We start from the raw sequence: 26999 nt of genomic DNA, 5'->3' as shown, positions 1-26999 counted from the left end.
CACCACGCGCCTGCCAAAGGGTCGAACCGACTTCAAGGGTCAGAACTGCCCCGGCAACGCCGCAGCCCAAAAAATCGCAAAAACTTTTGAACCGTTCCGCGCGCTCTCGCGACCACCGCACACTTGGCCGGCTCCACGCGCAGAAGAGCGCCTCTGAGAGGTCGGCGGGCATGTGTTGAGGACAATACCAGAACGGAGACCCCAATGTCTTATCTTACACTTTTTCAGCTTATTTTTGGCTCTGTCAAAGGCGATCACATCCTCGGATCCGACGGCAAGGACATTGCCTTTGGGTTGTTCGGCGATGACAAGATCTCTGGCGGCGCAGAGGCCGACAGCCTCTTTGGCGGATTTGGCGCCGATGTGGTGATCGGCAATACCGGCAACGATCGGATGTTCGGCGGCGCGGGCGATGACCTTCTGGTCTGGAATAACGGGGACGGCTCGGACCTGATGAACGGCGGGGACGGCACGGACCGCCAGCAAGTGAATTTCGACACCGACCTTGTGAATACCGATCTGCAAAACGACGATGTGGCGGCCTTCACCACGACCGAAAACGGGATCCAGTTCGCCCGGATCGAATTGAACGGTCAGACCGAGCGGGGTCTGTTCCAACTCGATATCCGCGAAACCGAAGTGAAGGAGACGAATTTTGGCGGTGGCAAGGACACCGCGATTATCGGCGACGGGGTGCTCGACGCGATCCGGCTGCAGCTCGATGGCGGCGCAGGCATCGACACGCTCGATTTCAGCGGCATCACCAGCAACATCTCGGTCAATCTCGACAGCGGCGCTTTTGTCGACAACGTGTTCTTCGCGAATGGCGTCATTGCGCCCGAAGACCTCGAAGGTCTGGACCTCGGACCTGCGGTCGAAACCTCAAAGGCAATCGGGTTCGAGAACGTGATCGGCACCGCGGGCGGCGACCAGATCATCGGCAACGACGCGGATAACGTGATCTCCGGTGGGAAAGGCGATGACCGGATCCTGGGCGGCGATGGAGACGACACCTTGATCGGCAACAAGGGCGGCGACACGGTTCAGGGCGACGCCGGGGACGACACGATCATCTGGAACAACGGGGACGGCTCGGACCTGTTCGACGGGGGCGCGGATGAGGACCGGGTTCAGGTCAATTTCGATACGGATCTCGTGAATACGGACCTGCAGAACAAGGACGTGGCCACCTTCGCGACCAGCGCCGAGGGTGTGCAATTCGCCCGCGTCGAGGTCAATGACCAGTCGGTGAACGGGCTCTTCCAGCTCGACATCCGCAATACCGAAACGCTCGAGACCAATTTCGGCGGCGGCGATGACACCGCAGTCCTCGAGGGCGATGTGGTGAATGCGATCACGCTGGACCTCGACGGCGGCGCGGGTGTCGACACGCTCGACCTCGGTGCGGCCTCCGGGCCGGTCAGTGTGGACCTTGCCACCGGGGTGATCGAGATCGACAATGGTGCGGGCCCGGACGGTCACGCCATCAACTTCGAAAACGTCACCGGCACGGCCAGCAATGACATCCTGACCGGCAATGACGCGGACAACGTGATCCGCGGCGGGTCGGGCGACGACACCATGAGCGGCGGCGAGGGGGCGGATACGTTCGTCTTCTTTCAGGAGGACGCGGGCGTCGACGTGATCCTCGATTTCGAAGTCGGCATCGACCAGCTGGCCTTCTTTACCAACGACCCGGATGTGACCGAGGCCAACCTCTTGGACAGCCTGTCCCAGACGGGCGATGACGTGGAACTGGCGCTGAACAACAAGCTCATCACCTTCGAGGATGTTGCGGTCGCCGATTTCACCGCCGACATGTTCCTGATCGCCTGACCGAACCCGGGTTCGGTCCTCACCCCCGCCCTCCTGGCGGGGGTTCATTTTAGAAAAACACGCGGCAGCAATGCCGCGTCAGCCCCCGCAGACGCCTTCGGCCTTGGCCAGACCAAAGCCGAAAGTCGGATCGCGGCCCGACGCGCCCAACTCGGCGCTGGTGCGGGCCAGCAGGGCGCGCACCTCGTCCGTGTTTCGTGCTGCCACCACGTCGGGATCGGCGGCGAGCCGGGCGGTGACAAACGGGGTCGCGATCGAGGTGCCGGTCACGAACCGTGCCCCTCCGGCTCCGCGGATCCGGACATCGACCCCCGGGGCGGCCACGTCCACATGGGGCCCGCGCACCGCATTTCGGTAGACCCGCCGGTCTACATCGACGGCTGTCACCGCGATCGCATTGTCGAAGCCTGCCGGATACATCGGCTCAACGGCCGGGCCATCATTCCCCACAGCCGCCACCAGGATCAGCCCGCGCGCGCTGGCCCGCGCCACGGCAAGATCCAGAAGCTTGTTGTAAGGGCCCGCCAACGCAAGATTGACCAGCCGAACCTCCTCGGTTGCCAGCCAGTCGAGCGCGCGGACCAGCGCCTCCGCCCCGGTCACGAGGTCCCCGCCCCCCGAGCCACCGAACACATTCGCGCTGTAGAGCGTGACATCGCGCAACCGCGCCGGGTCTGCGAGGATCGAGGCGACATCCGTGCCGTGCTGCGGGTCTGCCGCCGGGCCGTCGAAGAACTGCCGCGTCTCGACCCGCACCCCTGCTAGGCTCGGCGTCAAGGGATCGATGGCAGTGTCGATCATCCCGATGGCCATCTGCGCCCGGCACGCCCCTTCGGTCCAGCCCATCAACCCATCGGCATAGTCGAGCCCCCGCACCGCGCCGGCCTGCTGTGGTCGATAGGCGTGGTTCAGGCCCACCGACGAGGACGGAACCGCCGTCTCCAGCGCGAAGATCGCCTCTTCCCCGGTGACCCCGTCGGGCATTCGGTAGGTCATCATCGTCAAGCCCAGCCCGGCAAGCCGCGTGACGCGCAGCTCGCGATAGCCCTCCGCCTCGGTCTCGGCGCGCATCTGCGCCACCCCTTGCGCATCGGGCAAGAGCGCGATCACCTGCCGTGGGTTCACGAGGTCTGGCGTATCCTGAGACCCCGCGTCATCGAGGAGCGCAGCGCATCCGGCCAGCGCAAGCGCCGCGATCAGCAGGGCGAACCGCACGGCCCGAGACGATTGAACTGGCATGGCACTCTCCTGCTCGGCGACACTCCGTTGGGGACATCGACGCACCCCCGCGGTCAATGCCCCTCCGATCACAATAATTTTGAACCTTCGGCCCGGTTTGTGCGACAACCAATTTTAAACAGCCAAAAACGAGCGGAAAACCGTGGATCGCGAACAGGATATTCTCGACTACCTGCAGAACCGGATGCGCCCCGAGGCGCAATCCGCGTTCGAGGCTGAGATGACCCGCGATGCCGCGCTCGCGGCTGAGGTCGACCTGTTGCGCAAGGTTCAGGCAGAGCTGGCCAACGGACCGGAGCATCACCAAGCCGAGGCCGTATGGGATCGGATCGCCGCACAGATTGAGATGCCGACACCCGCCAACGAGAACCGCCGCCCCTGGGCTCAGGCGTTGCGCTACGCGGCGGTGGCCGTGCTGGCAATCGCCGTCTGGCAGGTCACGCTCGGCCCACGCTTCCTCCAGGGCGAGGGCAATTTCCGCACGGCCAGTGATGCTCAGGTCGAGGCCGCGTTGCAGGTCCGCTTTGCTGAAACCGCGACCTTGGCGGAGATCGCCGAGGCGCTCACGCCTCTCGGCGGCACAATCACCGACGGGCCCACGGCGCTCGGGTTTGTGCAGTTGTCCTTCCCGGATGCCGACGCCGCTGCAGCCGCGCGGCAGGCGCTTGCCGCGCGTCCCGAGCTTGTGGAGCTGATCGCGGATTAGCGCGCTTTCCGCAGCCCCGTTTCAAGACATCGCATCAGCGCCTGCTTGGCGTGAAAGATCCGCGTCTTGATCGTGCCCACGGGCACATCTTCGACCTCGGCCACTTCCGGATAGGTCAACTCCTCGAAAAACGCGAGCCGGATCGCCGCGCTATGCGGTCCGGATAGCCCCTCGAGACAGCGATAAAGGCGCCCGCGCTCCGCCGCTGCGATGGCCGCTGCCTCCGGGCTGGGGGCCGGATCTTCGGTCTCGGGCACGTCTTCGACATAGGACATACGACCCCGTTTCCGCAAAGCATCAACGAGCTTGTTGCGCGCAATGGCAAAGAGCCAGGTCCGCACCGAGGACCTCTCGGCGAACCTGTCGGCAGTGCGCCAGACCTCCATCATCGTGTCATGGACACAGTCCGAAGCCAGTTCCGCATTTTTCGCGCGCGACATCGCGAAGGCGTAAACCGCCCCGTTATGCCTCTCGTAGAGACTGCGCATCGCCCGGGTGTCGCCCCGCCCGATCCGCCGAATGAGCTCGAAATCCTCCAAGGCCCCTCACGCGCTTGCCGACGCAGTATCCGCCGCACCAACACTGGCATCCCACACCATCGTGTTCAACGCGACGTTGCATCATTTGGACGGGCAATGAAGGCCCATTGGTCTGCTTTAGACGCAAGCGGCGAGGTCAAGTTGGTCCGCAAGATCATAGAAATGGCCTGGGGTAAGGCTCTATTGAATTAGGTCGACCGCGGGTGATGATCGCCGCGCATGCGAGCTTCGAAGGTCCTTCCACTGGCGACCGCTCGGATCGCTCTGTTTGGCGACAAACGCGAACCGATTTCAGTGAAACCTAGGCGCAGGAGCCGCTGATTTCCCTCTGTCGGCGAGTTTCACGGCTCGGAAACCGAGCGGTAAACATGTCTGGTCTTTTCTGGCTGACCTAGTCTTCCCCACTGGATTGGTCCTCCGCTGTGTTTAAGGAAAACGGAGGAAAGACATGGCACACACGCAATAACGCCAAACCGGGGAAGCCCTCAACAGCCGGCGCGATTGCCCGGAACGAGGCTCTACGCACGTCCAATTACCTCGGCCGCGCGATCTGGCGAATGTGGAGCAGCTATCAGCGCCGAAGCCGCGCCGAGACGAATATGCACTGCGTGAAGCTGTTGGGGCAGAGCCTATGGCACGGGATTTCGATCGTCAGGTTGCCGAACTACAGATCCGCACCGCCGTGCTCAACGGCTACACCGCGCTCGGCGTACCCGTCACCGAGCCCGCAGGATAACTATCTCTGGGGAAAGGGGAAATTCGGCATCTACACGCTTTGCGCAACAAAGCCGCGGGGCATGTTCAGGCCAAGAAGTGGAGAGTTTCGCTCCGTCGTGGCCATCACGAACCGCTGATTGGTCATGCGACCCATGAGCAAATCTTGCGGAACCTGAAAGAGGGTGCGCGTCCCATAGCAAGAGCTGACTTCTTTCCTGACTTCCCGCTATGCGGTCACGTTCATTGCGGCGCGTGCGGAAACGCGATGACAGGTGCTTGGTCCAAAGGCAAATACAAGCATTACGCATACTACCGCTGCGAAACACTCGGTTGCTCGCAAAAGAGCAAGTCGATCCCGCAAGCCAGACTTGAAGGTGGTTTCGAGGATGTCCTCAAAAGCCTCCAGTCAACTACGCTTGGTCGATCTGGCAATCGCTATATTCAAAGACGGCTGGAACGGATCTTTGGAGCTAGCAACAGCGGAGCGCGCCGAATGGGCGCGGCAATCGAAAGCTGCTGATGAGAGTATCTTGGATACTCGTTGATCGTATGGTCGAGACCAGGAACTCGTCCGTTCTCAAAGCGCTGGAAGCGAAGATCGAAGAGCTCGAACGTAAGAAGTTGGTGTCAGTCGCCAAGGCCGAAGAACCAACCCCGAACGCGGCGAAGCTTGAAGAATGCATGGAACGCGCCTTGCGGCTCCCCTCAAGGCCTTGGGATATATACAAAAGTGGAAGCTGTGCGGTTCGTCAGACGACGCTCAGACGGGCATTTTCTGATCCGCTGACCCACACGCCGGAAGGTGTGTGCGGAACTCCAAAAACGACCTTACGTTTTAAGGTGTTAGGAGGGTTATCCGGGAAATGCGAAATGGTGCGCTCGTCGGGAGAAAGATTGAACTCCCAGTTCGATTCCCTAACCGATGAAGAAATAACACTTTTGTTCGACACGCTCGAACTTTGGGAATACCATCTCGTACGATCAGACATGCCAAGTCTGGAGTGCGATGATGAGCACTTTAGACCATAACTTCAACGAGATAGCAGAGGATAAGGCACGTAGTGCCAGCTATCCGCCGCCGTTTTCGATCCGCTTCACCTTCGAAGAGCGGGCGCGTCTAGATGCTGAGCGCGGTAGGCATTCGCTGGCCGCACATATCAGAGAGCGCCTGTTCGGTGATGAAGCCTCTATCCGCAAGAAGCCAGGAAACACGTCTGTAGGGGATGCCGAAGCTTTGGGACGCGTGCTGGGCGCGTTGGGTAACTCGCGTCTATCTCAGAACATCAACCAACTTGCTAAGGCGGTGAACACAGGCTCACTGCCTGTCACACCTGAGACCGAAGCTGACTTGGTCGCCGCATGCGAAGAGATCAGAGAACTGCGCCTTGAACTCATGCGAGCGCTTGGCAAATCGCCAGGAGCTTCGCCATGATCTTGAAGGCCAAAGAACGGGGCGATGGAGGACAACTTGCGCGCTATCTTATGGCCACGCGCGACAATGAACATGTCGCACTGCACGAAGTCTCGGGCTTTGTCAGTGATGATCTCCTAGATGCCTTCCATGAAGCTGATGCCATCGCTCGCGGGACGCGCTGCAAGAACTACCTGTTCTCAATGAGTTTGAACCCACCAGAGGGCGCTTGCGTCGAAACCGAAGTCTTTGAGAAGACCGCTGACCTGATCGAGAAGAAGCTCGGTCTTGAAAACCAACCCCGTGCCATCGTCTTTCACGAAAAAGATGGCAGACGCCATGCACATGTTGTCTGGTCGCGCATCGATGCCGAAAAGATGCGCGCGATCAACTTGCCGCACTACAAGACGAAGCTCCGCGATGTCTCGCGTTCTCTCTATCTGGAACATGGATGGGACATGCCGCGCGGCCTACAGGATCGTCGCCTTCGTGATCCGCTGAACTTCACGCGCGAAGAGTGGCAGCAAGCAAAGCGCTCAGGTGTCGATCCTCGCGAGATTAAGGCTGCGCTCCAAGATACTTGGAAGCACTCCGATAATCGCGCCTCGTTCGAAGCGGCACTGAAAGAACGGGGCTTCTGGCTGGCAAGAGGTGATCGTCGCGGGTTTGTGGCTCTTGATTATCGCGGCGAGGTCTATTCGCTCTCGCGCTATGTGGGGCTGAAGACCAAAGAGCTCGAAGCGCGTCTTGGAAATCGTGAAGCCCTGCCATCTACCGAGCAGGTCAAAGCGACGATTGCGCAAGCCATGACGCGTAAAGTTCAGGATTTCATCAAAGAAGCAGAAGCCAGCACAAGGCAGCGCCTTGCCATGCTGGATTTTCGCAAGACCGAGATGGTCGCGCGGCATCAAGAAGAACGCGCGAAACTCTACGCATCTCATGATAAGCGTTGGCAGGCTGAAGGCCAACAGCGCGCTCGGCGATTGCCAAGTGGGTTTTCTGGGATATGGCATCGCCTGACTGGGCAATATGCCAAGATCAAAGAACAGAATGAGCAAGAGACACTGCTGGCATGGCAGCGTGATCGCGCGGAAAAAGACGCACTGATATTCAAGCAGATCGAAGAGCGTGAAGCTTTACAGCGCGATATCAAGCGTCAGAGATCACTTGCCAGCAGCGAACTGATGCAACTGCGCAAGGACGTGGCAAACTATCGAGAGATCGAGCGCCCTGATCCTGAGCGAGGCCGCAAAGAAGAGCGGCGTCGATCTCGTCAAAGGACACGCCGCCCATCGGGGCCGTAGGCAATGGCAAGGGGCGCTTACGCGCGCCCCTCGGTTTGCTCTTCTGGGGTATCTTCCAAAGGAAGCCGCAGGACGATGCGTCCATTGATCGGGCAAGTTTCGAGCTGGAGCGTGTAGCCTTTGCCGTCCTTGTGCGGCCAGGCTGCACCGACTTTGTTCCAGTAGGATTTCTCGCCCTTCTCTGTAACGTGCCAGGCCAGATATTGAGGGGCGTTTTGTGCTTGGGTGTTGTTGGTTTTTTCGCGTGCCATGATGTGATCTCCTTTGTTTGGGTTGGCTTGCTAACGCCCTCCCGTTGGGCCGAAGGCATAGGCTCGCAGGTCATGGTCAACACGGCTGCCCTCGGGCAGGTGGTGCGGGCAGGCCATTGATATGCGACGCCGCCTTCGGTCAGGGATTCATGGGTGTTTTCTTGCATGCCCATCTCGACCAAGGGGATCAGGGATGCGGCTGAAGCAAAGACATGCTGCACCTGAGCCAAACCGATCCTCCTGGGGCAGCCTCGCTGTTCTTCCGAGTTCGATAATCCGCATGGAATAGTGGCGCGTGCCACTCGCTTTGAGACGGCACAGCCATAACGCGCCAACCGCGCCCTTTTTCGATCAATCAGATAGTCCAGAGCTGCCGCTGTGATGCTTGCTGCAAACCAGTGATGCGAGACCTGCGTATCCTTTTCCTTTGTCCGTAGAGACGCCCGACCCATCAGAGCCTTCATAGTCGGATGATGATGTTCGGGGCCGAAAGGCCCTGAGCGGTTCGGGGCCTCCTTGAACAAAAGGAGGATACGATGAAACTCGTCTCACGATTTGAAGCGGCAACACTTGGCACCGCAGAACTATATGGATTGCGCAAAGAAGCGTTTATCGCATTTTCGGCTGCTGCGCGCGGCTCTCAGGAGCAACGCAACGCTCTTGCCTCGATGCGTGCCATCGAAAGCGAACTCGCGAAGCGTTCGCCATAGCTTTGAAAGATAGTAGTTGATCGTACCAAAGGCAGTCTCACCATCTCGAAGGTTCTTGTGATTGCTCATCTATTTTGCAATCCAAGTTTTCCTGATCTGGCCGCGCCGATCGCTAACATTATATCTGCAAAAATTTTCAAGGCCAATGTAGTCTGGATTCTCATCCCCAACGACTGAACCTGTGTCGTCTACAGTATAATCAATACTTAGATTCAGAGCATCATTATACGCTCGACAAATATCTTCTTGCACATAATTTAAATGAACCATCAGGTCATTAGCCGCCGTTCCCACACCTAAAGTTTTCCCGTTGCGTTGTAAGAAATAGATGTTCCCATGGTTGTTGGGCGAAGGCATCTCGCTCTGTTCTACCTGATAATCTGACCAATTCATATTGAAGACCACCTTGCCGCCATTGTCAGAAAAAATATGACAAGAATTATCTAATGGCGCTGTTACCGAGTCATTGTCCGAAACGAAAGGGCCCGTATCTGCACTATTTGAGAAGCTGATGTCGTTCTCGGAGCAGCCTTTCAGACGCAATTTGTTGAATGCTCCGTCGACAAGGTTAAAGAATGAAATGAGCCGCTGTGCGTATAGCTTTGATTGTTGTTTTGTGAGGTTCCCAGTGCCCTTATTTGCGCTCTTTGTGAAGGTATATCCCAATAATCCAAATAAAATTACTGCTATGAAAATCAGGACAAAAACATTTCCCGATGCCCTAACTTCTTTAAGCTCGGATCTATTTGTGAGATTTTTCAAAGTACCCCCACTGAAAAAAGAGATAGATAAAACATAGCGCGCTAAATGAGACCGATATTAAGCCAGGCCAATAGGAGTGCTGATAAGGCAGCAAGCCATAGAAGATGTAGGGAAAAGCTGCGGACATCCAAGCAAACAGAGTAATAATGCTTTTCGAGCAAAGAATTGATTTCATTACTTATTTTACCATAGATAATCAGATTCTGTCCATAAAATTACCCATGATCGAAAATCTGTCTAGAATGAGTTGTTAGTGGCTGACCGACTGGCCAGCCGAAAATTTTTCCTCTCCCTCAAAACAAGCTCAACTGATCATTGCTCCAGCCCGTGCGCTCGGCCTCATGATCAAGCCACGCGGTGACGAAGGCGACCACGCCGCCATAGTGCGTGACCGTCCCGACATCGACATAGTGTGAGCGATAGCCTGTCTCGGTGACAGGCAGTGCGGCCTTGTTCTTGGTTCTCAGTTCGATGTGATCGACCACAATCCATTTTTCAGGGGTGTATGTGATCTCGATTTCGACGTGCCGCCATATGATTGTGTGCTGTTCCATGCCTCTTGCCTCCTCCTGTCAGGGGAGCCGCCGCTTACGCGGCGACTCCTTCTTCTTGGGTTTCCGGAGTGGCTTGGAAGCTGTGCAGATAGTCGGCAGCCTTCTGTGCATGCGCCGCAGCGGAAAAAATCGCGCGCTTGTCGTCTTTCAAGACTTTAAGCCAGCTCTGGATATAAGCCGCATGATCGGTGCCCGCCTCGGGGGTCAGTCCCAGATCAGCGCACAAGAACGCTGCGCCAAGCTCGGCAACAAGCTCTTCACGGGCGTAGCCTTCATCGCCCCATTTCGTGCGCCCGAATTCGCGGTCAAGGCGGGTTGGGTGTTTTGTCCAATGGGTCAGCTCATGGGCAAGGGTTGCGTAGTAGCTCTCGGGGCTATGAAAGCACTCAAAGGGCGGCATCTGCACATGATCACTGCCGCCTGAATAGTAAGCGCGGTTGCCGCCGTGCCTGACATCAGCGCCGCTTGCCGCAAAGAACTCCTCCGCATGGTCGATGCGCTGCGCCCCATCAATCACGGGCTCAGGCTTGGCGTAGTAGTGCTCGGGCAGCCCTTCAATCTGCTCGACATTGAAGACGGTGTAAGCCTTCAAAAAGGGGATTTTCCGCTCTTCCTCGCTGCCGTCTTCTTGCTCTTCTGTTTTGGTGAGAGTGTTTGCATAGACTACGGGATTACCGCGCTCGCCTTTCTTGACGTGCGCTCCAAGTTCTTTGGCCTGTTTGAAGGTCATCCAGTAGGGCGAGAGAAAACCCGCCTCGAGGCCTGCGCCCCAAAGCATCAAGACGTTAATGCCGCTATAGGCCATACCGTTATGGCGCAGCGGTTTGACAATCCGCCCGTCAAGGCTTCCTGCTGACCAAGGCTTGAGCCAAGTCAGCTCGCCTTGTTCCAGATCGGCAATGATTTTGTCCGTCACTTTTTGATAAATATCTTGTTTCATTGGCTTTTCCTTCTCTTTGGTTAGTCGGTTGCGCATGCAACCGGACTAGGCCCGCGCCAATGAGCGGGGGGAGACCGTCAAGACCGCATCCAGCGGAGGGGGATCACCCGCCCTGCACAAATCGAAGATGCGGAAGGACGGGGAGACCGCTGGATGCGCCCGAAGATCAAACGAAGGGCTTGGTCTTGACGGAGGACGGGGTCGCAGACCCCAAGCAAGAAGAAAGAGAAAGTCAGCCCCCTGGGCTGGCATCAGATCACGCGCAAGGGATGGAAGCCGCAGGGCCGAGACGACAGGCTCGGTTCACGACAGCCCGACCTGAAAGGAGCGCCAGAAAATCTGTAGGTATAGCTACTGCAAAAAAATGACTTGACAGCAGTTGGGTTGGGTTGTAATGTATGAGAATGATCTACAGAGATAAAAATACGACCCTCGCGGATGTATGCGACATACAAAGCGGCTTTACTGCCCGCTCTGCGCTCATCGGTGATGAGCATACCGGAGTGCCCGCCCTTCAGCTTGGCGATCTGCGTGGTGATGGGTTGGTGGAGTTGAGCGCTGCGTCCCGATTTAGGCTGGAAGGAAAGCTGGATCGGTACATGGTCGCGCCTGGAGATGTGCTTTTTCGCTCGCGGGGTGAGAACAATACGGCGACGGTTGCTGTTGGTGGCGAAGGTGAAAGAGCGGTCGCGCTGCTGCCCTTGATGATCCTTCGCGCGCACGGAGACGCGGTGCTTCCTGAGTTTCTAATGTGGCTCATCAATCAGCCCGAGGCGCAGCGCTATTTGGATAGCTCTGCGCAAGGCACCAAGCTTCGGATGATCAAGCGTAAGGCGCTTGAGAAAATGCCAGTCAGCATCCCCGATCTGGCAACGCAGAAGTTGGTGGTTGAGGTTGGGCGTCTCGCTGAGCGTGAGTCGGCCTTGCTGCGCGAACTCGCGAGAAAGAAAGAAGAATTTACGAGCTTCGTCCTGCTGCGTCAGGTGCGAAACGCCCAGCTTCACGGCAATGAAGCTGGGCATCCTGGAGCCCGTCAGCCGTCCAAGCGTGCGGGCAAAAATCAACCGACAAACACATGAGGTGAATAATGCCGATCAATATCGGAAACTATCACGCCGAAGGGCCCTTCGGCAATGACAACTATCTACAGCCTTGCTCGGGCGTCTATGTGATCCTTGGCCGTCGGAGCATGGCGGCCACTTGGAATGTTGTAGACGTTGGCGAGTCAGCAAACATTCGTGAGCGCGTCGCCAATCACGACCGTGCGCCTTGCTGGCGTGGTCAGGGGCATGCCGAGCTGAGCGTGGCTGCCATCTACGCTGACGAGCAGAACCGCATGCTCATCGAGCGACAATTGCGCTCGCAGTACAAACCGCCTTGTGGATTGATTTGAGAAATTTGTTGGGGCGGGAGAGTTTCCCGCCTCAATATGAGACGCGAAAGGAATTAAGAATGAATGACAAACTGACACAGGCGGAAGTGAACAATGCAGCGTGGGCTGCGTGCGACACGTTCCGAGGCGCAGTCGATCCTGCACAATATAAAGACTACATCCTCGTGATGTTGTTCTTGAAGTATATTTCAGACCTCTGGAACGACCATTTCGAGACCTACCGCGAGCAGTTCGGCGATGATGACGTGCGTATTCGCCGTCGCATGGAACGCGAACGCTTTTATCTTCCCGAAGGCGCGAGCTTCTATGACCTCTACGACCAGCGCAACGAAGCGAACATCGGCGAACTCATCAACATGTCGCTTGAAAAAATTGAGGACTCGAACCGCGCCAAGCTTGAAGGCGTGTTTCGCAACATCGACTTCAATTCGGAATCGAACCTTGGCCGCACCAAGGATCGCAACCGCCGTCTGAAGAACCTGCTTGAAGATTTCAACAAGCCAGCGCTCGACCTACGTCCTTCGCGCGTCAAAGAAGACATTATCGGTGAGTGCTATATCTACCTGATTTCGCGCTTCGCCTCAGATGCGGGAAAAAAAGCTGGTGAGTTCTTTACTCCAGCTGCTGTGTCGGGGCTTCTAGCAAAGCTTGCCGCACCGAAGGCAGGCAACACCATTTGTGACCCCGCGTGTGGCTCGGGCTCGCTATTGATCCGAACTGCCGAGGAAGTCGGCTCAGACAACTTCGCTCTCTACGGGCAAGAAGTTAACGGTGCGACCTGGGCGCTGGCGCGCATGAACATGTTCCTGCATGCCAAGGATGCCGCCAGGATTGAGTGGTGCGATACCCTAAACAGCCCCGCGCTGATCGAAGGCGACCACCTTCAGAAGTTCGATGTCGTCCTCGCCAATCCGCCATTCTCCCTCGACAAGTGGGGCGCGGATGGTGCGGATACAGACCAGTACAACCGCTACTGGCGGGGCATTCCGCCCAAATCTAAGGGCGATTATGCCTTCATCACGCACATGATCGAGATCGCCAAGCGCCAATCAGGCCGCGTGGCAGTGATCGTCCCGCATGGCGTGCTGTTCCGTGGCGGGGCAGAGGGCAAAATCCGCCAGCAGCTGATCGAGGAGAACCTTCTCGACGCCGTTGTTGGTCTACCTGCCAACCTCTTCACCACGACAGGCATCCCTGTCGCCATTCTGATCTTCGACCGCTCCCGCGAGGAAGGCGGCGCAAACGCAGATCGCAAGGACGTGCTCTTCATCGACGCGAGCAAGGAGTTCACGCCTGGCAAGGCCCAGAACGTGATGGAGGAAGATACCCACATCAAGAAGGTGCTCGACACCTACAACGCCCGCGCCGAGGTCGAGAAGTATTCCCACCTCGCCAGCACCGAGGAGATCGCCGAGAACGGCTACAACCTCAACATCCCACGCTATGTGGACACCTTCGAACCGGAGGAAGAGATCGACGTTGCCGCCGTGCAGGCGGACATCGTGCGGATTGAAGGTGAGCTGGCGGATGTGCGCGCCAAAATGTCGGGCTACCTCAGGGAGCTCGGGATTGATGCTTGACCAATCAAAAGAAAGAAAAACGGTGGCACTCGGTAGTGTTGCGACCATAAAATCTGGCGGTACGCCGGACAGGAAAAACTCTAAGTACTGGCAGAACGGCGGGATTCCTTGGGCAACAACGTCCGAAGTGAATTACTCTGTGATTTGCGAAACAAAAGAGCAGATTTCTGAAGAAGGCTTGCGCAATTCAGCGGCCAAAATCTTTCCGAAGGGCACGTTGCTCATAGCGCTCTACGGCCAAGGCAAAACAAGAGGCCAAGTAGGTATTCTTGGTGTAGATGCAGCAACGAACCAAGCATGCGCAGCGATTCTGCCGAATTCGGATTTTGATACTGAATTCATGTTTTACGTGCTTCAGAACGACTATCAGCGTATCCGTGCGCTTTCAAACTCTGGCGGACAAGATAACTTAAGTGCGGAGCTTGTTAGAGAAATCCGCATCCCTGTCGCGTCGCTTACCGAGCAGCAAAAGATTGCTGCGCTTTTGCGAACCTGGGACGAGGCACTTGAAAAGCTCTACGCCCTCCGGGCACTGAATCTCCGTCGCCGTGTTTGGCTGCGCACCCATCTCTTCACGGGTAAGGTGCGCTTGCCGGGGTTTGCGGGCGAATGGCACAAAGTGCCCCTGAGCAATGTGCTGCATGAGCATGGCTCAAAGTCCACGGGCGCTGAGGAAGTCTACTCCGTTTCGGTTCACAAGGGGCTGGTCAATCAGGTCGAGCATCTCGGACGTTCATTCTCGGCGGCGAGCACGGATCACTACAACCGTGTTCTCCCTGGGGATATCGTCTACACAAAGAGCCCCACTGGCGACTTCCCGCTTGGCATCATCAAACAGAGCAAGATCGACAGCGAGGTCATCGTCTCACCACTCTACGGTGTTTTCACCCCGCAAACCTTCGCGCTTGGCATCATCCTCGATGCACTCTTCGAGTCACCCTTGGCTGCGCGCAATTACTTGCACCCGCTGGTGCAAAAGGGAGCCAAGAACACGATTGCCGTGACCAACAAGCAGTTCCTCGAAGGAAAGCTTTATCTGCCAATGGACCCCAACGAACAAGCTGCAATCGCCGATGTCGTGAACACCTCACACGCGGAGCTCGCCTGTTTGGACGCCGAGATCAAAGCCGTGACAGACCAAAAGCGCGGCCTCATGCAAAAGCTACTGACGGGCGAATGGCGTGTCGAAGTTTCTGACGAAGGCGAGGCTGCGGCATGAAGTTCATCTATGTCGATGAGAGCGGTGCCAGCGACCAAGGCGATGTCTTCGTAATGTGTGGCTTGATGGTGGATGCCTACAAGTTGCGTAAGAAGACGGCGGATTTCGACGCCAAGCTCGAAGAGTTGTTCGCGCGCCATCCTGGCGCGCGGACGGAGCTAAAGACAAAACGCTTTATCAACGGGGCTGGGGCTTGGGGTCAGATCGACGGTGAGGAGCGCAAACAGTTCTTGACGGAAGTCTGTGAGCTGGCAGTCGCCAATGGCGGGAAGATATTCGGCATTGGTCTTTCGTTTGAAGCCTTCGATACGGCTGCGAACAACGGGCACGAGCACCCGTTTGGAAACAGCTATTGGATCGGCTCGGCGATGTTTACCAGCTCAATCGTGCAGAAAAAAATGCAGGGCGTCAGTGGTGGCAAGGGGCTTACGGTCGTCATCATGGACGACAACAAGCGCGAGATGGCGAACTATTCCGACGCTTTGTACAGCTGCGATCCCTGGTATGACGGCCTATACCAAATCCAAAAGCGCAGACGGGGTTCAATGGTCTGGGTCGATAGAACTGCAAGAAACCGCTTCGATCACATCATCAACACGTCCTTTGCCATCAAGTCGAACCACTCGTCATTGGTGCAGGTCGCTGATGCACTTTCTTATGTGTATCGTCGGCATCTGGAACTGATGGACGAGGCGGAAGCATATCCAGGCGAGCAAGCATATTATGCGGGGCTTGTAGATATCCTAGAAAGGGCACGCGAGAAGATCGGGCGAACGCCAGGCGCTGTCTGCAATCAATTCTATGAGCAAGCGAAGCACGCGGGGTGGCAGCTGTGAGCACGCAAGGCTTTAACCCCGCCGAAAAACATCAGTCGCAGATTCCTGCGATCCAGACTCTTACTGCGCTTGGATTCAAGCCGCTGTCTCAAGCTCAAGTCGATAGGCTGCGCGGCAAGACCCGCAATGTTATCCTCGATGACATCGTTGTTGAACGGATGCTCGAATTGAACAGCTATAGCTATCGGGGAAAGAGCTATGCGTTTGATCTTGAGGACGCCCACGAGGCGTTGCGCCGCCTTAAACCGACGCCCGACAAGCTGAAGGGACTACGCGGGACGAACCAGGATTTGTATGACTTGATGGTGTTAGGGACAACAATCTCTAAGGCCATCGAGGGAGACAGCAAGAGTTATTCTTTCAAATACATCGATTGGGAAAAACCCGAGAATAACGTTTTCCACGTGACCGCAGAAATGACGGTCGAGAGGACAGCCAGCACGGCGACGCGCCGCTGTGATATCGTCTGTTTTGTTAACGGCATCCCCTTCATCGTAATCGAAAATAAACGCCCTACGGAGTCATTGAAGAAGGCCGATAGCCAGCTCATCAAATATCAGAACGAAGACAATATCCCGCAGCTTTTTCATTACGCGCAGCTCTTGATGAGCATGAAGCGGCAAGAAGCCCGCTATGCGACCGTTGGAACGCCGCGCAAGTTTTGGCAGATTTGGCGGGACGAGGAAGACCAGGACAGTGACATCGAGACTGCCATCAATCGTCCTTTGACAGACGAAGAAAAGAAGGCTGTCTTTTCTGGTGATCTGGCTGACGCGCGCCGATTTTTTGATGAACTTGCGGCGGCTGGGGATCGCTCAATTAGCGAACAAGATCGCGCAGTCTATGCGCTTTGCCGTCCTGATCGCCTACTTGATCTCGTTCGCCGTTTTACCGTGTTCGACGCTGGTGTACGAAAAGTTGCCCGTCACCAACAGTTCTTCAGTATCCGAACCGCGATTGAGCGCCTGAAAAGGCGCGATGTAGATGGACGCCGTAAGGGCGGTGTCATCTGGCACACTCAAGGATCGGGCAAGAGCCTGACAATGGTCATGCTCGGTCGGGCGCTTGCGCTCGATAAGAAGGTCAAGAACCCACGCATCCTCATTGTCACTGACCGCGATGACCTCGACAAACAAATAAAAGGAACTTTCAAATCTTGTGAACTTGAGCCCGTCCGCGCAGCCACGGGTTCCAACTTGATCGAGTTGATTTCGAACAAGACACCGCTCATCACAACGATCATCAATAAGTTCGATACTGCGATGAAGGCGAGCGACTTCAAGGATGAGAGCGCAGACATCTTCGTCCTCGTGGACGAAAGCCATCGTAGTCAAACAGGTCGCTACGGCGGGCACGGTAAGTTTGCACTGAAGATGCGGCGGATACTGCCCAACGCCTGCTACCTCGGCTTCACGGGCACGCCGCTTCTGAAAAAAGAGAAGAATACGCTCGATACATTCGGCGGACTCATCCACAAATACACAATTGATGAAGCGGTCGAGGACGAGGCGGTCGTCCCTCTTCTTTATGAGGGGCGGATTGTCGAGCAGCAGGTCAGCGGCGATGTCGTGGACACCTGGTTTGAGAAGATCAGCGAAGGTCTGACCGACAAGCAGAAGGCTGACCTAAAGCGCAAGTTTTCGCGAATGGACGCTCTCTCCAAGACAGGTCAAGCGATCCGCGCAAAGGCTTTCGATATCTCAGAGCACTTCCGCAAATACTGGCAAGGCACAGGTTTTAAGGCGCAACTTGTTGCACCCTCAAAGGCTGCCGCTGTGCGTTTCAAGGAAGTACTCGACGAGATTGGTCATGTCACAAGCGAGATCGTGATCTCCGCACCTGATGACAAAGAAGGAAATGAGGAAGTCGATCAGGAATCCAAGGATTTGGTTCGCAAGTTCTGGGACAAGATGATGGCCAAGTACAAAAGCGAGGATGAGTATAATCGCCAGATCATCAGCGCATTCAAAGGCTCGGGCGATCCTGAAATTCTGATCGTTGTTTCTAAGCTCCTGACGGGCTTCGATGCGCCGCGCAACACCGTGCTCTACGTGTGCAAGCCGCTGCGCGAACACAATCTTCTGCAAGCCATCGCTCGCGTGAACCGTTTGTTCGAGGACGAAGACAAAGAGAAACAATTCGGCTTTATTATCGACTATGAGGGGCTGCTTGGCGAGCTCGACAAAGCGCTAACAACTTACAGCGCCTTTGCAGGCTTCGACGGCGATGATGTCGCAGGAACACTGCATGATATCCGTGAGGAAATCCGAAGACTGCCCCAGCTGCACGGGCAGCTCTGGGATGTCTTCAAGGAGGTCCGAAACAAGAAGGACATGGAGCAGTTCGAGCAATTCCTTGCAGACGAAGCGAAGCGCCATGACTTCTATAGGCGTCTGAAAGACTACGGTCGCTGCCTTCACATCTCGCTCTCATCTGAGAAGCTTTACGATGTTTTTGACGAGAAAGAAGTGACGACCTTTACCAAGGACTGGAAGGCTTTTTCTGAGCTAAAGCGCTCCGTTCAGCTGCGTTATCAGGAAACGGTCGATGTGAAGGAGTTCGAACCGAAGATCCAAAAGCTGCTTGATGATCATGTGACGGCCAAGCCTGCCGAGGTCATTATTGATCTGGTGAATATTAACGATCCGAATGCGCTTAATGCCGTGATCGAAGAAGAAGGAACAACGGCGGCATCCAAAGCGGATAGGATCGCGAGCGCAACTAAGCGAACGATCACCGAGAAGATGGATGAAGACCCGTCTTTCTATATGCAGTTTTCGGAAATGCTAGCCGAGACAATCCGCGACTATCGCGAGAAGCGGATATCCGAGAAGGATTATCTTAAGTCCGTTGTCGATCTAGCTGGACGGGTCGCTCGCCGCGAACACGGTCGGGATGTGCCGGAAAGCATCAAAGGCGATGCGGATGCGCAAGCTGTCTTCGGTGTCCTTGAGCCAATCCTTAAATCAATCAACGACGGTGTCGATGATGCCATCACAGCTGACGTAGCGCAGTCGATCATCGCCATCGTGAAGGATCATCATATTGTCGATGTCTGGTCGAACGAAGTAGCCCAAAACAAAATGCGCAACGCCATCGACGACTACTTCTTCGATGTTGTGCGGGATAAAAAAGGCATCGAGATTCCGCTGGATCAGCTCGATGATATTGAGCTTCGCATTATGGATGTCGCGCGCGCGAGGTTTCCAGGATGAGCGCCGAGCTGCTTGAGACGAGCTTCGGCAGTGAAACGATAAGATTCGGTGTCGAGCGTCGAGATCGCAAGACGCTATCGATTAGCGTCTTGCCCGATCAATCGGTCGAAGTAATTGCACCTATAGACGCTTGCGTTGAGCAAATCATTGATCGGGTGAAAAAGCGCGCACCCTGGATACAGAAGCAGCTTCGCTATTTTGATCAGTTCCAGCCGAGAACCCCTGAACGACGCTACATTGGGGGCGAAACTCACCTTTACCTTGGGCGACAATACAAACTGAAAGTTCAGCCCAGCATTCAGAATACAGTCAAAATGCAGCGAGGTCAGATCGTTGTAAGCAGCACTAGGCCACGACGCGAAGAACAAACTCGCGAGCTATTGCGCCTGTGGCTACTCAAGCGGGCAAAGATCAAGTTTGCTGAGCGCCTTGAGGTATCGAAGGAACGGTTCGCAAACAAAGAGAAAATGACACCGCAAAGCCTTATTATTCGCGATCTGTCCCATCGATGGGGATCGATGACTGGGCGAGGTAATCTTGTCCTCAATCGGTCATTGATAGGTGCGTCAACGGAAGCGATTGACTACGTAATCACCCACGAGCTTTGCCATATCGAGCATCCTCATCACGGGCGTGAGTTCTTTGATCTTTTGCGCCGTGTGATGCCAGATTGGGAGAAGAGAAAACTCAAACTTGAGCGCCAAATGGCATAGCTCATGGACGTATCCAATCAGCGCAAGGTTGGTCAGGGTTCCAAGGGGTTCAAAGGCTTCTTGGTCGATGGGATGGTTCCAAGGAAGGGTAGCGCGAATGCTCCCTTCATTCGGTCTCGATGAAATCGTCTCCATGAAATGGTCATGGGGGTATCGGGGGAGCAGGAACGCGCCCCTGATTGGTGATGCAACGGCCAGACGGTGCGAGTGGGTTTCAAGGAGCGCGATAGCCCATTGATCGATGGGTGCAGGGAGAGCGAAGTCTACCGCGAGTGATTGATCGGCGATACGATCTACTGGCTCTGAAACGGGTTCAACGCCCTGAAAGAGCCACAGCCTGGGGGATGCAACGGGGGTGCGCAGCGGCCCCCTTGCCAAGATGGTTTTGTACTACAAAACACATCTTGCGGGTGCGGATGAATGGCCAAAATCTGCTCTCTCTGGGTGTCGCAGTGCAGGTCCGTGGCCATGAGAGTTCAATACATTCTCTCTGGCTATCGCCTTGGGAAAACGGAAATGACGTCCACGTTTCCTTCCGGTCCATCCAAATCGTCGTGCATCGCTTCCAAGAGCATTTGGCGAAGTCGCTCATGCCCGATGGCTCGGGCATAATCGAGTGCCATCCATCCGTGATTATCGGCGATCCAAGGATCGGCACCTTTCTCAACCAAGAGATACCAAGCGGCAAGATAGTTACCGTCGGCTGCGGCGATGGTCAGAGCGGTCTTTCCCGTCAGTTCTTCGGGGCGGTCCAAGGCCATTGGATCGTTGATGAGCGCTCCATTGATCTCGGCAAGATCGTTCGCATCTGCGCCGTAGTAGATGTCGAACTCATGACTTTTCTTGTCAGGCTTCGCAACGATTGAAGTATCACTCACAGATCAATCCCCCACGAGAAACGGGTTTCGAAAAGTGAAGCTAGTGGACCAAAGTCATGCGGTTTCAGAGCACTGCGTTTCACAAAGACCTTACGGTCATCAGGCACCTCGTAGTCTGATGCATGATAACTGCGTTCGGTTCGGTCAATGATCTGCCTAGAGTTGACATCGGCCAAAATCAAATCGATCACTTGGCCGCTGTTGCTGTCCGCGAAATCGTCCGTGACGTAGTTGAAAATTGATCCGTAAATGGTGGGCCAATCCCATTTGAAGCTATTCAATAGCAAGATGCCTTCCTCAGCGGACCTCTTCGGTATGTAAAAACCGACTCGTGCGTCGAGGTCTCTGCTTTCTGAAACATACGTTCCATACTGCTTGATTTCTTCTTCCGACAGATCGCTTGTTGCCTTGTTCGGAGCAACATAGTCGAAGTCATAAGCCAACAAGAACGGCAAATCTTTTGGTGCTTTAAGCAAGAGGCACCTGAACTCAAAACCAGCCTTCCAACTTGGTGCTGCGATGTTCTCAGGTTCCATATAGGTGAAAAAGCCTGATGCTTTTTGGAGATTCAGGCTGTGTTCGTAAGGGCTCGCCCCTTTGGTGCTCGCAAAGAAATCGCACAACGTCAGTCCTGCGTTCCGAACGAAGTAGTCGTAGTTCCACTTCTCGCGATAAGGCCTATCCACCACCATCATGAATGCATGAAATGCCAGACGGCGCGGAGGCGATGGTGTACTCGGCGACCTGAGTTTCAAGAAATCATAGATGTTCTGGGATACAAGATCGCCACCGCTTGGAAATTGAGGAGCCCATTGCGCTACGGTCTTTGGAATGAGCCTGGCCATGGCATCAAAACTCAGCGACATTTTGATCCTTCGCATTTCATCTTGCAGGCGCTCGATATTGACGCGGTGCATGAGCCTCGTGCCGGCAACACTCGGGTCCTCATCATAGCGCTCGTAACTTCTTGGATCATCTACAGCCATGGTTCTTATGAACTTCTGATGGCAAAGAATCTTGGCAATCGCCAAATCTGAGAGCTGACGAACCTCCTAATCGAGCTTCCGCGAAACGCGTGATCATTGATGGTCAGGCAACAGATGAGGTGTACCTTCATGAACGATGAAAATCTAAATCTACACATCCGCACACCAAGAAAATCAGTCAAGTCGCTGGGCTCTCGCATGAAGACACTTTTCTTCATTGGATTGCTGCTGTCCACGCTGATGCTTGGTTTGTGGCTCATCAAGCTATTTGGCTTAGTCGGTCTGACAGGTGATTTTGGCTTGGCAGCGATCATCATAGCTGCCGCTGGACTCATCTATGTTGTCTACCGCTTGGTGCCAAAGCGAGCGGCTATTCCTGTTGAAGAAACCGAGCCAAAGCCCAAGCCTGCAGTGCAGCTTGCCGCAAAGCACGAAGTTCCCGCGTGGCAGCAAGTCTTGACGGCGTCTCTCAAGGCGAACGCGCTCGCCCCGTCGGAAGAGGTGATCCTGCATGCTTATGATCTCTACTGCGAAGAACTGAACGGGCCGTTCAACGAACGGCGTCGCCTGATGAGCGAGCGCTTCTCGAACATCGCTTCTGGCTTTGCCCGCATCCAGTCACTCGCGCCCGACATGGTCGAGCGCGCAGCCGCGAAGCATCGCCTCGAACTGAACCGCTTTGTCGATCATAAGGGGGATTTCTGATGCCCGCTTTTCGAACGGCAAGTGGTCTGGACAAGCTCATGATTGTCCTGAGCGGCCTTGAGTATGAAGTGCGCTTAGCGATCCACCGCAGGCGCGTGGCCGTGATCGTCGGCAGCTTCTTCGCTGCGATATTCGTCGCGCTACTGATCGGCGAAACGTTGTTTGCGACGCTGATGTTTTCGATCATTCAGGTCGAAGTCTTGGGCAAAGTCGTCTCGGGCGCTGCCTTTGCCCTGATGGTGCCCGTGGTGATTGCCACGGTGCATGTTAAGCTCCACCAAGAAAGCGATCACTTCACCAAGATGTGGCTGAAGAAGCTGAGCGGGATCGGCGTTCTCGTCTTCGCGCTCGGTATGTCACTTATGGTGGGCTACTCGGCATGGCAAGCGGCGCGCGATGCCGTCTCGTTCGTATCAACGGGTCCAACGGGCATGCTGGGTGCACGCGCCATTGAGGCGCAGCCTGCCGAGACGGCGGGCTTTGCGAGTTGGATTAGCGTGATCCCCAACGGTCTACTGTTCCTTGGTTTGTCCTTCGGGATGATCATCACGATCTACTTTGCCTCGTTCTGCCTTGGGCGGGCGCTTCAAGCCTTCAATCTCTTGACCCTCACGCCGCCGATCAGCGCAGAGCTCAAGTCAAACGTCGATGTCATCAAGCGCGAAATGAGCGTCTTCCGCGCGCTGCAAAGCGAAGACGAAGCGGCGCGCTGGAAGATGCCCCTCGATATGAAGCACAAGTTCGCCCGCGAAGCCTTCCATGTGAGTTGGGAGGTATTGCAGGCCAAGCTCGCAGCAGCGCAGCGCAAATTCGATCCGATCCGCATGGATGATCCGCTGGCGATGGCCTTCCACGACGCCGATGCGGCCAGCATTCCAAGCAGGTTCAAAACCGAAGAAGAGTTCTGTCGCCACATGGCGGATCAGATCGACCAGATGCGCATTCACAACGTGCTGCGCATCCTCACAGGCCTTCCAGAAAAAGGAGAAACACAATGACTTTCAAAGAGATTGCTGTTGCTGCCAGCCTGACGCTGGCAGCGAGCGCCGCCACGGCTCAAGACGATATCAGCGCAACTCTATTTGCGGTCGATATCTCGGGCTCGGTCGGTCATTTGTTTGATCAGATCGTGGCGGATGAAACGGCAGAATATGTCGAAGACTACATTGCCGGGCTTGATCATCCGCACAGGCTTTGGATGCTATCTTTCGGTGAGCCAGGTCTGGCTCACCGCATCATCAACATTAAAGCAGACATATCGGATCGACGTTCCTCGAGCGCCCGCACTTTGTCAGCGATGTTCGGTGGATATTTCCGTGCACTGCCTGGTCTGGTGCAAAGCGGTGATCTGAGCCCGCAAAACACAACATCGATAATCGAGTTTCTCGAAGCTGTCGAACCTGTCTGCGAACGGGGTGGCACACGCATTGTCATGTTCACCGATGGCATCGAGTGGAGTTCAACGGTCGATGGTCGCGCCCTGATGAGCGGCGCTGCGTCTCTCCCTGCGCCGCGCGATGAATATTTGCGTGGCTGTCATGTCGAAATGCTTGGCGTTGGCCAAGTTAAAGGCACGCTGAGCGCCGAAGGTTTGGCAGGCCGTCTTGTTCCTCAGTGGGAGGAGTTCCTCGAAGCGGCAGGCGCTGACTCAGTTCTCGTCACTGGCAGCTTCTTCAACTTTTAAGGAGGGTTTTCCGATGGAAATCAGCACGCCATCCAAAAGTGGCATCCTGAGCGTCAACGGCTATCTGCTCCAAGCCTTCCTGTTTGGTGCATGCGCCAGGTGGCTCTGGCCGTCTTCGCCTGAATGGTGGGGGCTTGGCGTGCTGAGCATCGTGCTCGGCGCAGCATCTTTGAACAAACTGCTGATGGCGCTGCGCGCAATGGTCAAACTCTATGGTCGTGAAAAAGAACTGGCGCGATTTGCGGCTACAAGCCGCGCCCCTGCGCCGTCTGACCTTGCCGATCAAAATGCCCTTATAGATGCGGGGATGATCGATGACTAAGCCCGTCAAACGACTGCTCGGCATCAACCCTGCGGACGGCAAGCCGATCTACGCGCCGCGTGACTCTCATAGCCTACTGCTTTCTGCAGCGGGCGGCGGTAAGACCACCTGCGGCGCGATGCCGTGGCTGTTTTCTTTGCTCCCCGATACAAACCGAGCAATCGTCATCAATGACTGTAAAGATGGTGAAGCGGCCATTCAGTCTGCAGAGATGTGCGCCCGATACGGTCGCAATGTCGCGATCCTTGATGAGACGGCAATCACGGGTGAGGACAATCCTTTTCGGGTAGATTTATCGCCCTATGGCAGCGTGCGTGATGCCTTTGAAAAAGAAAATGGCGAGTTGGTCTTTGCCATCGATAATGCCAACCACGCGCTGATCCCTGAGCCACCAAATGATGGCAAGAACCAATATTTCAGGGATGAGCCGCGCACGCTTTTGGAGTTTTGCAAGAACGAACTTTTGAGCGGTGATCCCCGCATGCTGAGCCCTGGCATGGTGTGGTCGATGCTGGCCAATCCTGACGTGCTATTGAGCGCTGCGCGCATTGCCGTCGAAGATGGCGATGAGGTGCGTAAAGCCCTCGGCGCGCATGTTCTCGACATGCATGAGAATAAAGAACATTGGGGGCAGCACCGCGCTGCCGCCCTGAAGTCCTTGCGAATTTACAGTGCAGGCAGTCCACTCCATCGGGCGGGGCGTCACGCAAAGCTGACGCATGAAGACTTAATACATGGCCGCTACGTGATATTCATCGTCGGGCCGCAGCGTCATATGGCGCGTCTCGGCCCGCATTATGCGTTGCACCTGCAATCCTTTATCGATGTTGTGTTGTCGGGCGCGGGCGTGCCTGTTGATTTCATCTTGGATGAGGCAACAAACGCCCCGCTCAAATCCCTGATCTCGGCGATGACGGTTCTTCGTGGCTATGGCGGCAATCTGCATTTCATCGCGCAGTCACGCTCTGAGATTCAGCGCGCTTACTCTGACAAGGAGACGGCCACGATTGAAGAGAATGCTGTTGTAAAACAGTATTTTGGCTTCTCTTCCTTCGAAGAGTGCGAGCGCGTCTCGCGCGCAATCGGAGAAACCTTGGTGCAGCAACACAGCCTTAGCCTGAGCAGCGCGGGGCTTGATTACAATGCGAGCATCGGCACCAGCAAGGATCGCCGCATTCCAGCCGAGCGGCTCATGCGGATGAAGCCGAACGAGCAACTAATCCATGTGAAAAATGTCGGCTGGATACTCTGCGAAAAAGTTGGCCAGCACCAAATTGCCCCGTTCTGTCACGGCGAGCTTGCCGCCAATCCTCTGGAGGGCGCGCAACGGCCAGCCGATCCGAAAGTCACCATTGACATTCAGAAGGTGGGCGGATCATGAAGCCGCGTTTCATCAAGCTCAGCTACTTCTTCTGGCTCATCGTACCTGTGAGCCTTTGGCTGACCCATCAGGCGTTCGGCCTACCACATGCGATCTGGTCCTACTCTTGGATCGATGAAGGCCAGGGTCACGATGTGTTTGCACACCGCACCTACACGAGCTGCCACTTCATCGGTCCTTACGGCGAATTCGAGCGGCCTGCCGAAAACGGCAAGTGCGGCTGGGTTCGGTTTTTCAAAAAGGAGGCGCGCTAATGCACAGCATGGGACGGCATGGGCTCTCGCCATTCGAGCTTCAGAATCGAACTCAGCTCGACGCGCACAAGGTTCTTCATGACGTAGAGAACGGTTTCTTCGTCAGTCGCTCCGCTCGCAATATCGCGGTCACACTTTTCGCGGGGGATAAGGATCAGACCGAAGGGTTTAATTTCCTTCCAGAAGGTCTCGTAATCCATCGGCTCAAGCCACGCTACAACATCATCGGCGTCTTTGAATTTCATCGCGTATTAATCCTACCAGATCGGATTCTTCCGACGCAAATTTCGCGGCCATGTGGTGGGCTTTTGTGATGGCCAGCTTGTCTCAGGAAGTCAGAGAGCTCTTTGAACCTCGATCCGAACTGAACAAGCTGCGTGTTCAAGCCGCCAAGCTTTTGAATGCGGACGAGTGGAAGTCATTGAAGAAAGCATCGGAAGAGTTCGAGCAAGAACGCCGCGCCGTGAAGCGCTCTTACGAGAAAGAATTTGAAGGTCGCGTTGCTAGGGTCAGTCAGAGACTGATCAACGAAGCGGGTTCGGTGAAACGCCACCTGACGCCGCGCGGACTTGGCGGTGACGGGTTCAATCGTGAGCGTATTCGTACTCAGGCAAAGCTTGCAGTGCGCGCAGCGCATAAATCCGAACTCGCCAAAATCGACAAACGAGAGACCGAAGCCACGCGCTTGTGCCTCGATAAGGCTCTGCTGCGAGGCAAGCGACGCGAGAAGCTGATCGGTGATTTTCAGACGGCAACTGATCGGCGGGTGGGCCAAGAACGGCGCACACGCTCATGGAGCCGTTGATGGGAAACCTAAGGCGCGAAACCCTCTGTAACCCGCAGAAATTAGGGGTTTTTCGAGAA

General features: G+C 55.8%; 30 protein-coding genes and 1 pseudogene. 22 read left to right on the top strand and 9 right to left on the bottom strand.

The genetic code is table 11. The features are described 5' to 3' along the window. Positions 1-204 precede the first annotated feature (204 nt). Positions 205-1836 (top strand): calcium-binding protein, encoded by a 1632-nt coding sequence (locus ACP15I_RS12625; protein ID WP_424975363.1) that lies wholly within the window; start codon positions 205-207, stop codon positions 1834-1836. 78 nt (positions 1837-1914) lie between these two features. Here the strand turns inward: ACP15I_RS12625 and ACP15I_RS12620 are convergent, their stop codons facing one another. Then, positions 1915-3075 carry a S8 family serine peptidase gene (locus ACP15I_RS12620; protein ID WP_424975362.1) on the bottom strand — a complete coding sequence of 387 codons (1161 nt, stop codon included), beginning with the start codon at positions 3073-3075 and terminating at the stop codon, positions 1915-1917. A 142-nt stretch (positions 3076-3217) separates the two neighbouring features. Between ACP15I_RS12620 and ACP15I_RS12615 the strand changes: the two genes are divergently transcribed. Next, a complete protein-coding gene (locus ACP15I_RS12615) occupies positions 3218-3781 on the top strand; it encodes a hypothetical protein (protein ID WP_424975361.1) in 564 nt (187 codons plus the stop codon). Here ACP15I_RS12615 and ACP15I_RS12610 read toward each other — a convergent pair. Continuing rightward, complete coding sequence (locus tag ACP15I_RS12610) at positions 3778-4320, bottom strand: RNA polymerase sigma factor (protein WP_424975360.1); 543 nt, start codon at positions 4318-4320, stop codon at positions 3778-3780. The genes ACP15I_RS12615 and ACP15I_RS12610 overlap by 4 nt on opposite strands. Positions 4321-4778: 458 nt before the next feature. Here ACP15I_RS12610 and ACP15I_RS12605 point away from each other — a divergent pair. From ACP15I_RS12605 to ACP15I_RS12585, 5 genes and pseudogenes are all read left to right on the top strand, one after another. Beyond that, positions 4779-5056: pseudogene (locus ACP15I_RS12605) on the top strand (IS5/IS1182 family transposase); the annotation flags it as partial. A gap of 39 nt (positions 5057-5095) precedes the next feature. Continuing rightward, positions 5096-5557, top strand: coding sequence for a zinc ribbon domain-containing protein (locus ACP15I_RS12600; RefSeq protein WP_424975359.1), 462 nt, complete (start codon positions 5096-5098; stop codon positions 5555-5557). Between the two features lie 29 nt (positions 5558-5586). After that, a complete protein-coding gene (locus tag ACP15I_RS12595) occupies positions 5587-6066 on the top strand; it encodes a hypothetical protein (protein ID WP_424975358.1) in 480 nt (159 codons plus the stop codon). Then, entirely contained in the window at positions 6047-6469 is a 423-nt protein-coding gene (locus ACP15I_RS12590) for a hypothetical protein (protein WP_424975357.1), read from the top strand. The genes ACP15I_RS12595 and ACP15I_RS12590 overlap by 20 nt, the downstream gene beginning before the upstream one ends. Next, positions 6466-7752, top strand: a complete 1287-nt coding sequence (locus ACP15I_RS12585; protein WP_424975356.1) for a relaxase/mobilization nuclease domain-containing protein — start codon at positions 6466-6468, stop codon at positions 7750-7752. The genes ACP15I_RS12590 and ACP15I_RS12585 overlap by 4 nt, the downstream gene beginning before the upstream one ends. Positions 7753-7769: 17 nt before the next feature. On the opposite strand, the gene ACP15I_RS12580 is transcribed toward ACP15I_RS12585, so the two are convergent. After that, complete coding sequence (locus tag ACP15I_RS12580) at positions 7770-8003, bottom strand: hypothetical protein (RefSeq protein WP_424975355.1); 234 nt, start codon at positions 8001-8003, stop codon at positions 7770-7772. Positions 8004-8539: 536 nt separating this feature from the next. Here ACP15I_RS12580 and ACP15I_RS12575 point away from each other — a divergent pair. Beyond that, the gene (locus ACP15I_RS12575; protein WP_424975354.1) at positions 8540-8713 is read left to right on the top strand and encodes a hypothetical protein; all 174 of its coding nucleotides are present in this window, start codon (positions 8540-8542) and stop codon (positions 8711-8713) included. Positions 8714-8782: 69 nt separating this feature from the next. Here ACP15I_RS12575 and ACP15I_RS12570 read toward each other — a convergent pair whose 3' ends face one another. The 3 genes from ACP15I_RS12570 to ACP15I_RS12560 form a co-directional block, all read right to left on the bottom strand. Beyond that, entirely contained in the window at positions 8783-9475 is a 693-nt protein-coding gene (locus ACP15I_RS12570; RefSeq protein ID WP_424975353.1) for a hypothetical protein, read from the bottom strand. A 293-nt stretch (positions 9476-9768) separates the two neighbouring features. Then, positions 9769-10029: a hypothetical protein gene (locus ACP15I_RS12565; RefSeq protein WP_424975352.1), complete on the bottom strand. Its 261-nt coding sequence runs from the start codon at positions 10027-10029 to the stop codon at positions 9769-9771. 34 nt (positions 10030-10063) lie between these two features. Continuing rightward, positions 10064-10969, bottom strand: coding sequence for an ArdC family protein (locus ACP15I_RS12560; protein WP_424975351.1), 906 nt, complete (start codon positions 10967-10969; stop codon positions 10064-10066). Between the two features lie 404 nt (positions 10970-11373). Here ACP15I_RS12560 and ACP15I_RS12555 point away from each other — a divergent pair, with 404 nt between their 5' ends. Genes ACP15I_RS12555 through ACP15I_RS12525 form a run of 7 tightly spaced genes read left to right on the top strand, consistent with a single transcriptional unit; the run spans position 11374 to position 19925 of the window. After that, positions 11374-12048 (top strand): restriction endonuclease subunit S, encoded by a 675-nt coding sequence (locus ACP15I_RS12555; protein WP_424975350.1) that lies wholly within the window; start codon positions 11374-11376, stop codon positions 12046-12048. Positions 12049-12056: 8 nt separating this feature from the next. Beyond that, complete coding sequence (locus ACP15I_RS12550; protein ID WP_424975349.1) at positions 12057-12362, top strand: hypothetical protein; 306 nt, start codon at positions 12057-12059, stop codon at positions 12360-12362. 59 nt (positions 12363-12421) lie between these two features. Then, positions 12422-13942: a type I restriction-modification system subunit M gene (locus ACP15I_RS12545; protein ID WP_424975348.1), complete on the top strand. Its 1521-nt coding sequence runs from the start codon at positions 12422-12424 to the stop codon at positions 13940-13942. Beyond that, positions 13935-15161: a restriction endonuclease subunit S gene (locus ACP15I_RS12540; protein WP_424975347.1), complete on the top strand. Its 1227-nt coding sequence runs from the start codon at positions 13935-13937 to the stop codon at positions 15159-15161. Before ACP15I_RS12545 ends, ACP15I_RS12540 begins: the two co-directional genes overlap by 8 nt. Further along, entirely contained in the window at positions 15158-15997 is an 840-nt protein-coding gene (locus tag ACP15I_RS12535) for a DUF3800 domain-containing protein (RefSeq protein ID WP_424975346.1), read from the top strand. Before ACP15I_RS12540 ends, ACP15I_RS12535 begins: the two co-directional genes overlap by 4 nt. After that, positions 15985-19212, top strand: a complete 3228-nt coding sequence (locus ACP15I_RS12530) for a type I restriction endonuclease subunit R (RefSeq protein ID WP_424975345.1) — start codon at positions 15985-15987, stop codon at positions 19210-19212. The genes ACP15I_RS12535 and ACP15I_RS12530 overlap by 13 nt, the downstream gene beginning before the upstream one ends. Beyond that, positions 19209-19925, top strand: a complete 717-nt coding sequence (locus tag ACP15I_RS12525; RefSeq protein WP_424975344.1) for a M48 family metallopeptidase — start codon at positions 19209-19211, stop codon at positions 19923-19925. The genes ACP15I_RS12530 and ACP15I_RS12525 overlap by 4 nt, the downstream gene beginning before the upstream one ends. Before the next feature lie 494 nt (positions 19926-20419). Here ACP15I_RS12525 and ACP15I_RS12520 read toward each other — a convergent pair whose 3' ends face one another. Together ACP15I_RS12520 and ACP15I_RS12515 are read right to left on the bottom strand one after the other, a co-directional pair. Next, positions 20420-20803, bottom strand: a complete 384-nt coding sequence (locus tag ACP15I_RS12520; RefSeq protein WP_424975343.1) for an ankyrin repeat domain-containing protein — start codon at positions 20801-20803, stop codon at positions 20420-20422. After that, complete coding sequence (locus ACP15I_RS12515) at positions 20800-21789, bottom strand: hypothetical protein (RefSeq protein ID WP_424975342.1); 990 nt, start codon at positions 21787-21789, stop codon at positions 20800-20802. The genes ACP15I_RS12520 and ACP15I_RS12515 overlap by 4 nt, the downstream gene beginning before the upstream one ends. Positions 21790-21918: 129 nt before the next feature. On the opposite strand from ACP15I_RS12515, the gene ACP15I_RS12510 reads away from it, so the two are divergent. From ACP15I_RS12510 to ACP15I_RS12485, 6 genes are read left to right on the top strand one after another with little or no spacing between them, the layout of a single operon-like run. Further along, positions 21919-22494 carry a hypothetical protein gene (locus ACP15I_RS12510; protein ID WP_424975341.1) on the top strand — a complete coding sequence of 192 codons (576 nt, stop codon included), beginning with the start codon at positions 21919-21921 and terminating at the stop codon, positions 22492-22494. A 38-nt stretch (positions 22495-22532) separates the two neighbouring features. Beyond that, positions 22533-23492 (top strand): hypothetical protein, encoded by a 960-nt coding sequence (locus ACP15I_RS12505; protein WP_424975340.1) that lies wholly within the window; start codon positions 22533-22535, stop codon positions 23490-23492. After that, a complete protein-coding gene (locus tag ACP15I_RS12500; RefSeq protein ID WP_424975339.1) occupies positions 23489-24178 on the top strand; it encodes a hypothetical protein in 690 nt (229 codons plus the stop codon). The genes ACP15I_RS12505 and ACP15I_RS12500 overlap by 4 nt, the downstream gene beginning before the upstream one ends. Positions 24179-24191: 13 nt before the next feature. Continuing rightward, complete coding sequence (locus ACP15I_RS12495) at positions 24192-24500, top strand: hypothetical protein (protein ID WP_424975338.1); 309 nt, start codon at positions 24192-24194, stop codon at positions 24498-24500. Continuing rightward, the gene (locus ACP15I_RS12490) at positions 24493-25881 is read left to right on the top strand and encodes a type IV secretory system conjugative DNA transfer family protein (protein ID WP_424975337.1); all 1389 of its coding nucleotides are present in this window, start codon (positions 24493-24495) and stop codon (positions 25879-25881) included. The genes ACP15I_RS12495 and ACP15I_RS12490 overlap by 8 nt, the downstream gene beginning before the upstream one ends. Continuing rightward, a complete protein-coding gene (locus ACP15I_RS12485; RefSeq protein ID WP_424975336.1) occupies positions 25878-26135 on the top strand; it encodes a hypothetical protein in 258 nt (85 codons plus the stop codon). Before ACP15I_RS12490 ends, ACP15I_RS12485 begins: the two co-directional genes overlap by 4 nt. Here ACP15I_RS12485 and ACP15I_RS12480 read toward each other — a convergent pair. Beyond that, complete coding sequence (locus tag ACP15I_RS12480; protein WP_424975335.1) at positions 26132-26380, bottom strand: hypothetical protein; 249 nt, start codon at positions 26378-26380, stop codon at positions 26132-26134. The two genes, ACP15I_RS12485 and ACP15I_RS12480, sit on opposite strands and share 4 nt — an antisense overlap. Before the next feature lie 68 nt (positions 26381-26448). On the opposite strand from ACP15I_RS12480, the gene ACP15I_RS12475 reads away from it, so the two are divergent. Beyond that, a complete protein-coding gene (locus ACP15I_RS12475; RefSeq protein WP_424975334.1) occupies positions 26449-26940 on the top strand; it encodes a hypothetical protein in 492 nt (163 codons plus the stop codon). Positions 26941-26999: the final 59 nt, after the last annotated feature.

Origin of the sequence: Dinoroseobacter sp. S124A (assembly GCF_049801015.1) — a bacterium.
Classification (GTDB): Bacteria; Pseudomonadota; Alphaproteobacteria; order Rhodobacterales; family Rhodobacteraceae; genus Dinoroseobacter.
The sequence above is the reverse complement of the archived record's forward strand: the minus strand, read 5'-3'. Positions and strand labels throughout refer to the sequence as shown.

What these genes read in the sequence shown, in the direction of transcription:
- ACP15I_RS12625 (WP_424975363.1), top strand. Translation starts at nt 205, where the DNA reads ATGTCTTATCTTACACTTTTTCAGCTTATTTTTGGCTCTGTCAAAGGC.
- ACP15I_RS12620 (WP_424975362.1), bottom strand. Translation starts at nt 3,075, where the DNA reads ATGCCAGTTCAATCGTCTCGGGCCGTGCGGTTCGCCCTGCTGATCGCG.
- ACP15I_RS12595 (WP_424975358.1), top strand. Translation starts at nt 5,587, where the DNA reads ATGGTCGAGACCAGGAACTCGTCCGTTCTCAAAGCGCTGGAAGCGAAG.
- ACP15I_RS12590 (WP_424975357.1), top strand. Translation starts at nt 6,047, where the DNA reads ATGAGCACTTTAGACCATAACTTCAACGAGATAGCAGAGGATAAGGCA.
- ACP15I_RS12585 (WP_424975356.1), top strand. Translation starts at nt 6,466, where the DNA reads ATGATCTTGAAGGCCAAAGAACGGGGCGATGGAGGACAACTTGCGCGC.
- ACP15I_RS12580 (WP_424975355.1), bottom strand. Translation starts at nt 8,003, where the DNA reads ATGGCACGCGAAAAAACCAACAACACCCAAGCACAAAACGCCCCTCAA.
- ACP15I_RS12575 (WP_424975354.1), top strand. Translation starts at nt 8,540, where the DNA reads ATGAAACTCGTCTCACGATTTGAAGCGGCAACACTTGGCACCGCAGAA.
- ACP15I_RS12565 (WP_424975352.1), bottom strand. Translation starts at nt 10,029, where the DNA reads ATGGAACAGCACACAATCATATGGCGGCACGTCGAAATCGAGATCACA.
- ACP15I_RS12560 (WP_424975351.1), bottom strand. Translation starts at nt 10,969, where the DNA reads ATGAAACAAGATATTTATCAAAAAGTGACGGACAAAATCATTGCCGAT.
- ACP15I_RS12555 (WP_424975350.1), top strand. Translation starts at nt 11,374, where the DNA reads ATGATCTACAGAGATAAAAATACGACCCTCGCGGATGTATGCGACATA.
- ACP15I_RS12550 (WP_424975349.1), top strand. Translation starts at nt 12,057, where the DNA reads ATGCCGATCAATATCGGAAACTATCACGCCGAAGGGCCCTTCGGCAAT.
- ACP15I_RS12545 (WP_424975348.1), top strand. Translation starts at nt 12,422, where the DNA reads ATGAATGACAAACTGACACAGGCGGAAGTGAACAATGCAGCGTGGGCT.
- ACP15I_RS12540 (WP_424975347.1), top strand. Translation starts at nt 13,935, where the DNA reads ATGCTTGACCAATCAAAAGAAAGAAAAACGGTGGCACTCGGTAGTGTT.
- ACP15I_RS12535 (WP_424975346.1), top strand. Translation starts at nt 15,158, where the DNA reads ATGAAGTTCATCTATGTCGATGAGAGCGGTGCCAGCGACCAAGGCGAT.
- ACP15I_RS12525 (WP_424975344.1), top strand. Translation starts at nt 19,209, where the DNA reads ATGAGCGCCGAGCTGCTTGAGACGAGCTTCGGCAGTGAAACGATAAGA.
- ACP15I_RS12515 (WP_424975342.1), bottom strand. Translation starts at nt 21,789, where the DNA reads ATGGCTGTAGATGATCCAAGAAGTTACGAGCGCTATGATGAGGACCCG.
- ACP15I_RS12510 (WP_424975341.1), top strand. Translation starts at nt 21,919, where the DNA reads ATGAACGATGAAAATCTAAATCTACACATCCGCACACCAAGAAAATCA.
- ACP15I_RS12505 (WP_424975340.1), top strand. Translation starts at nt 22,533, where the DNA reads ATGATTGTCCTGAGCGGCCTTGAGTATGAAGTGCGCTTAGCGATCCAC.
- ACP15I_RS12500 (WP_424975339.1), top strand. Translation starts at nt 23,489, where the DNA reads ATGACTTTCAAAGAGATTGCTGTTGCTGCCAGCCTGACGCTGGCAGCG.
- ACP15I_RS12495 (WP_424975338.1), top strand. Translation starts at nt 24,192, where the DNA reads ATGGAAATCAGCACGCCATCCAAAAGTGGCATCCTGAGCGTCAACGGC.
- ACP15I_RS12490 (WP_424975337.1), top strand. Translation starts at nt 24,493, where the DNA reads ATGACTAAGCCCGTCAAACGACTGCTCGGCATCAACCCTGCGGACGGC.
- ACP15I_RS12485 (WP_424975336.1), top strand. Translation starts at nt 25,878, where the DNA reads ATGAAGCCGCGTTTCATCAAGCTCAGCTACTTCTTCTGGCTCATCGTA.
- ACP15I_RS12480 (WP_424975335.1), bottom strand. Translation starts at nt 26,380, where the DNA reads ATGAAATTCAAAGACGCCGATGATGTTGTAGCGTGGCTTGAGCCGATG.
- ACP15I_RS12475 (WP_424975334.1), top strand. Translation starts at nt 26,449, where the DNA reads ATGGCCAGCTTGTCTCAGGAAGTCAGAGAGCTCTTTGAACCTCGATCC.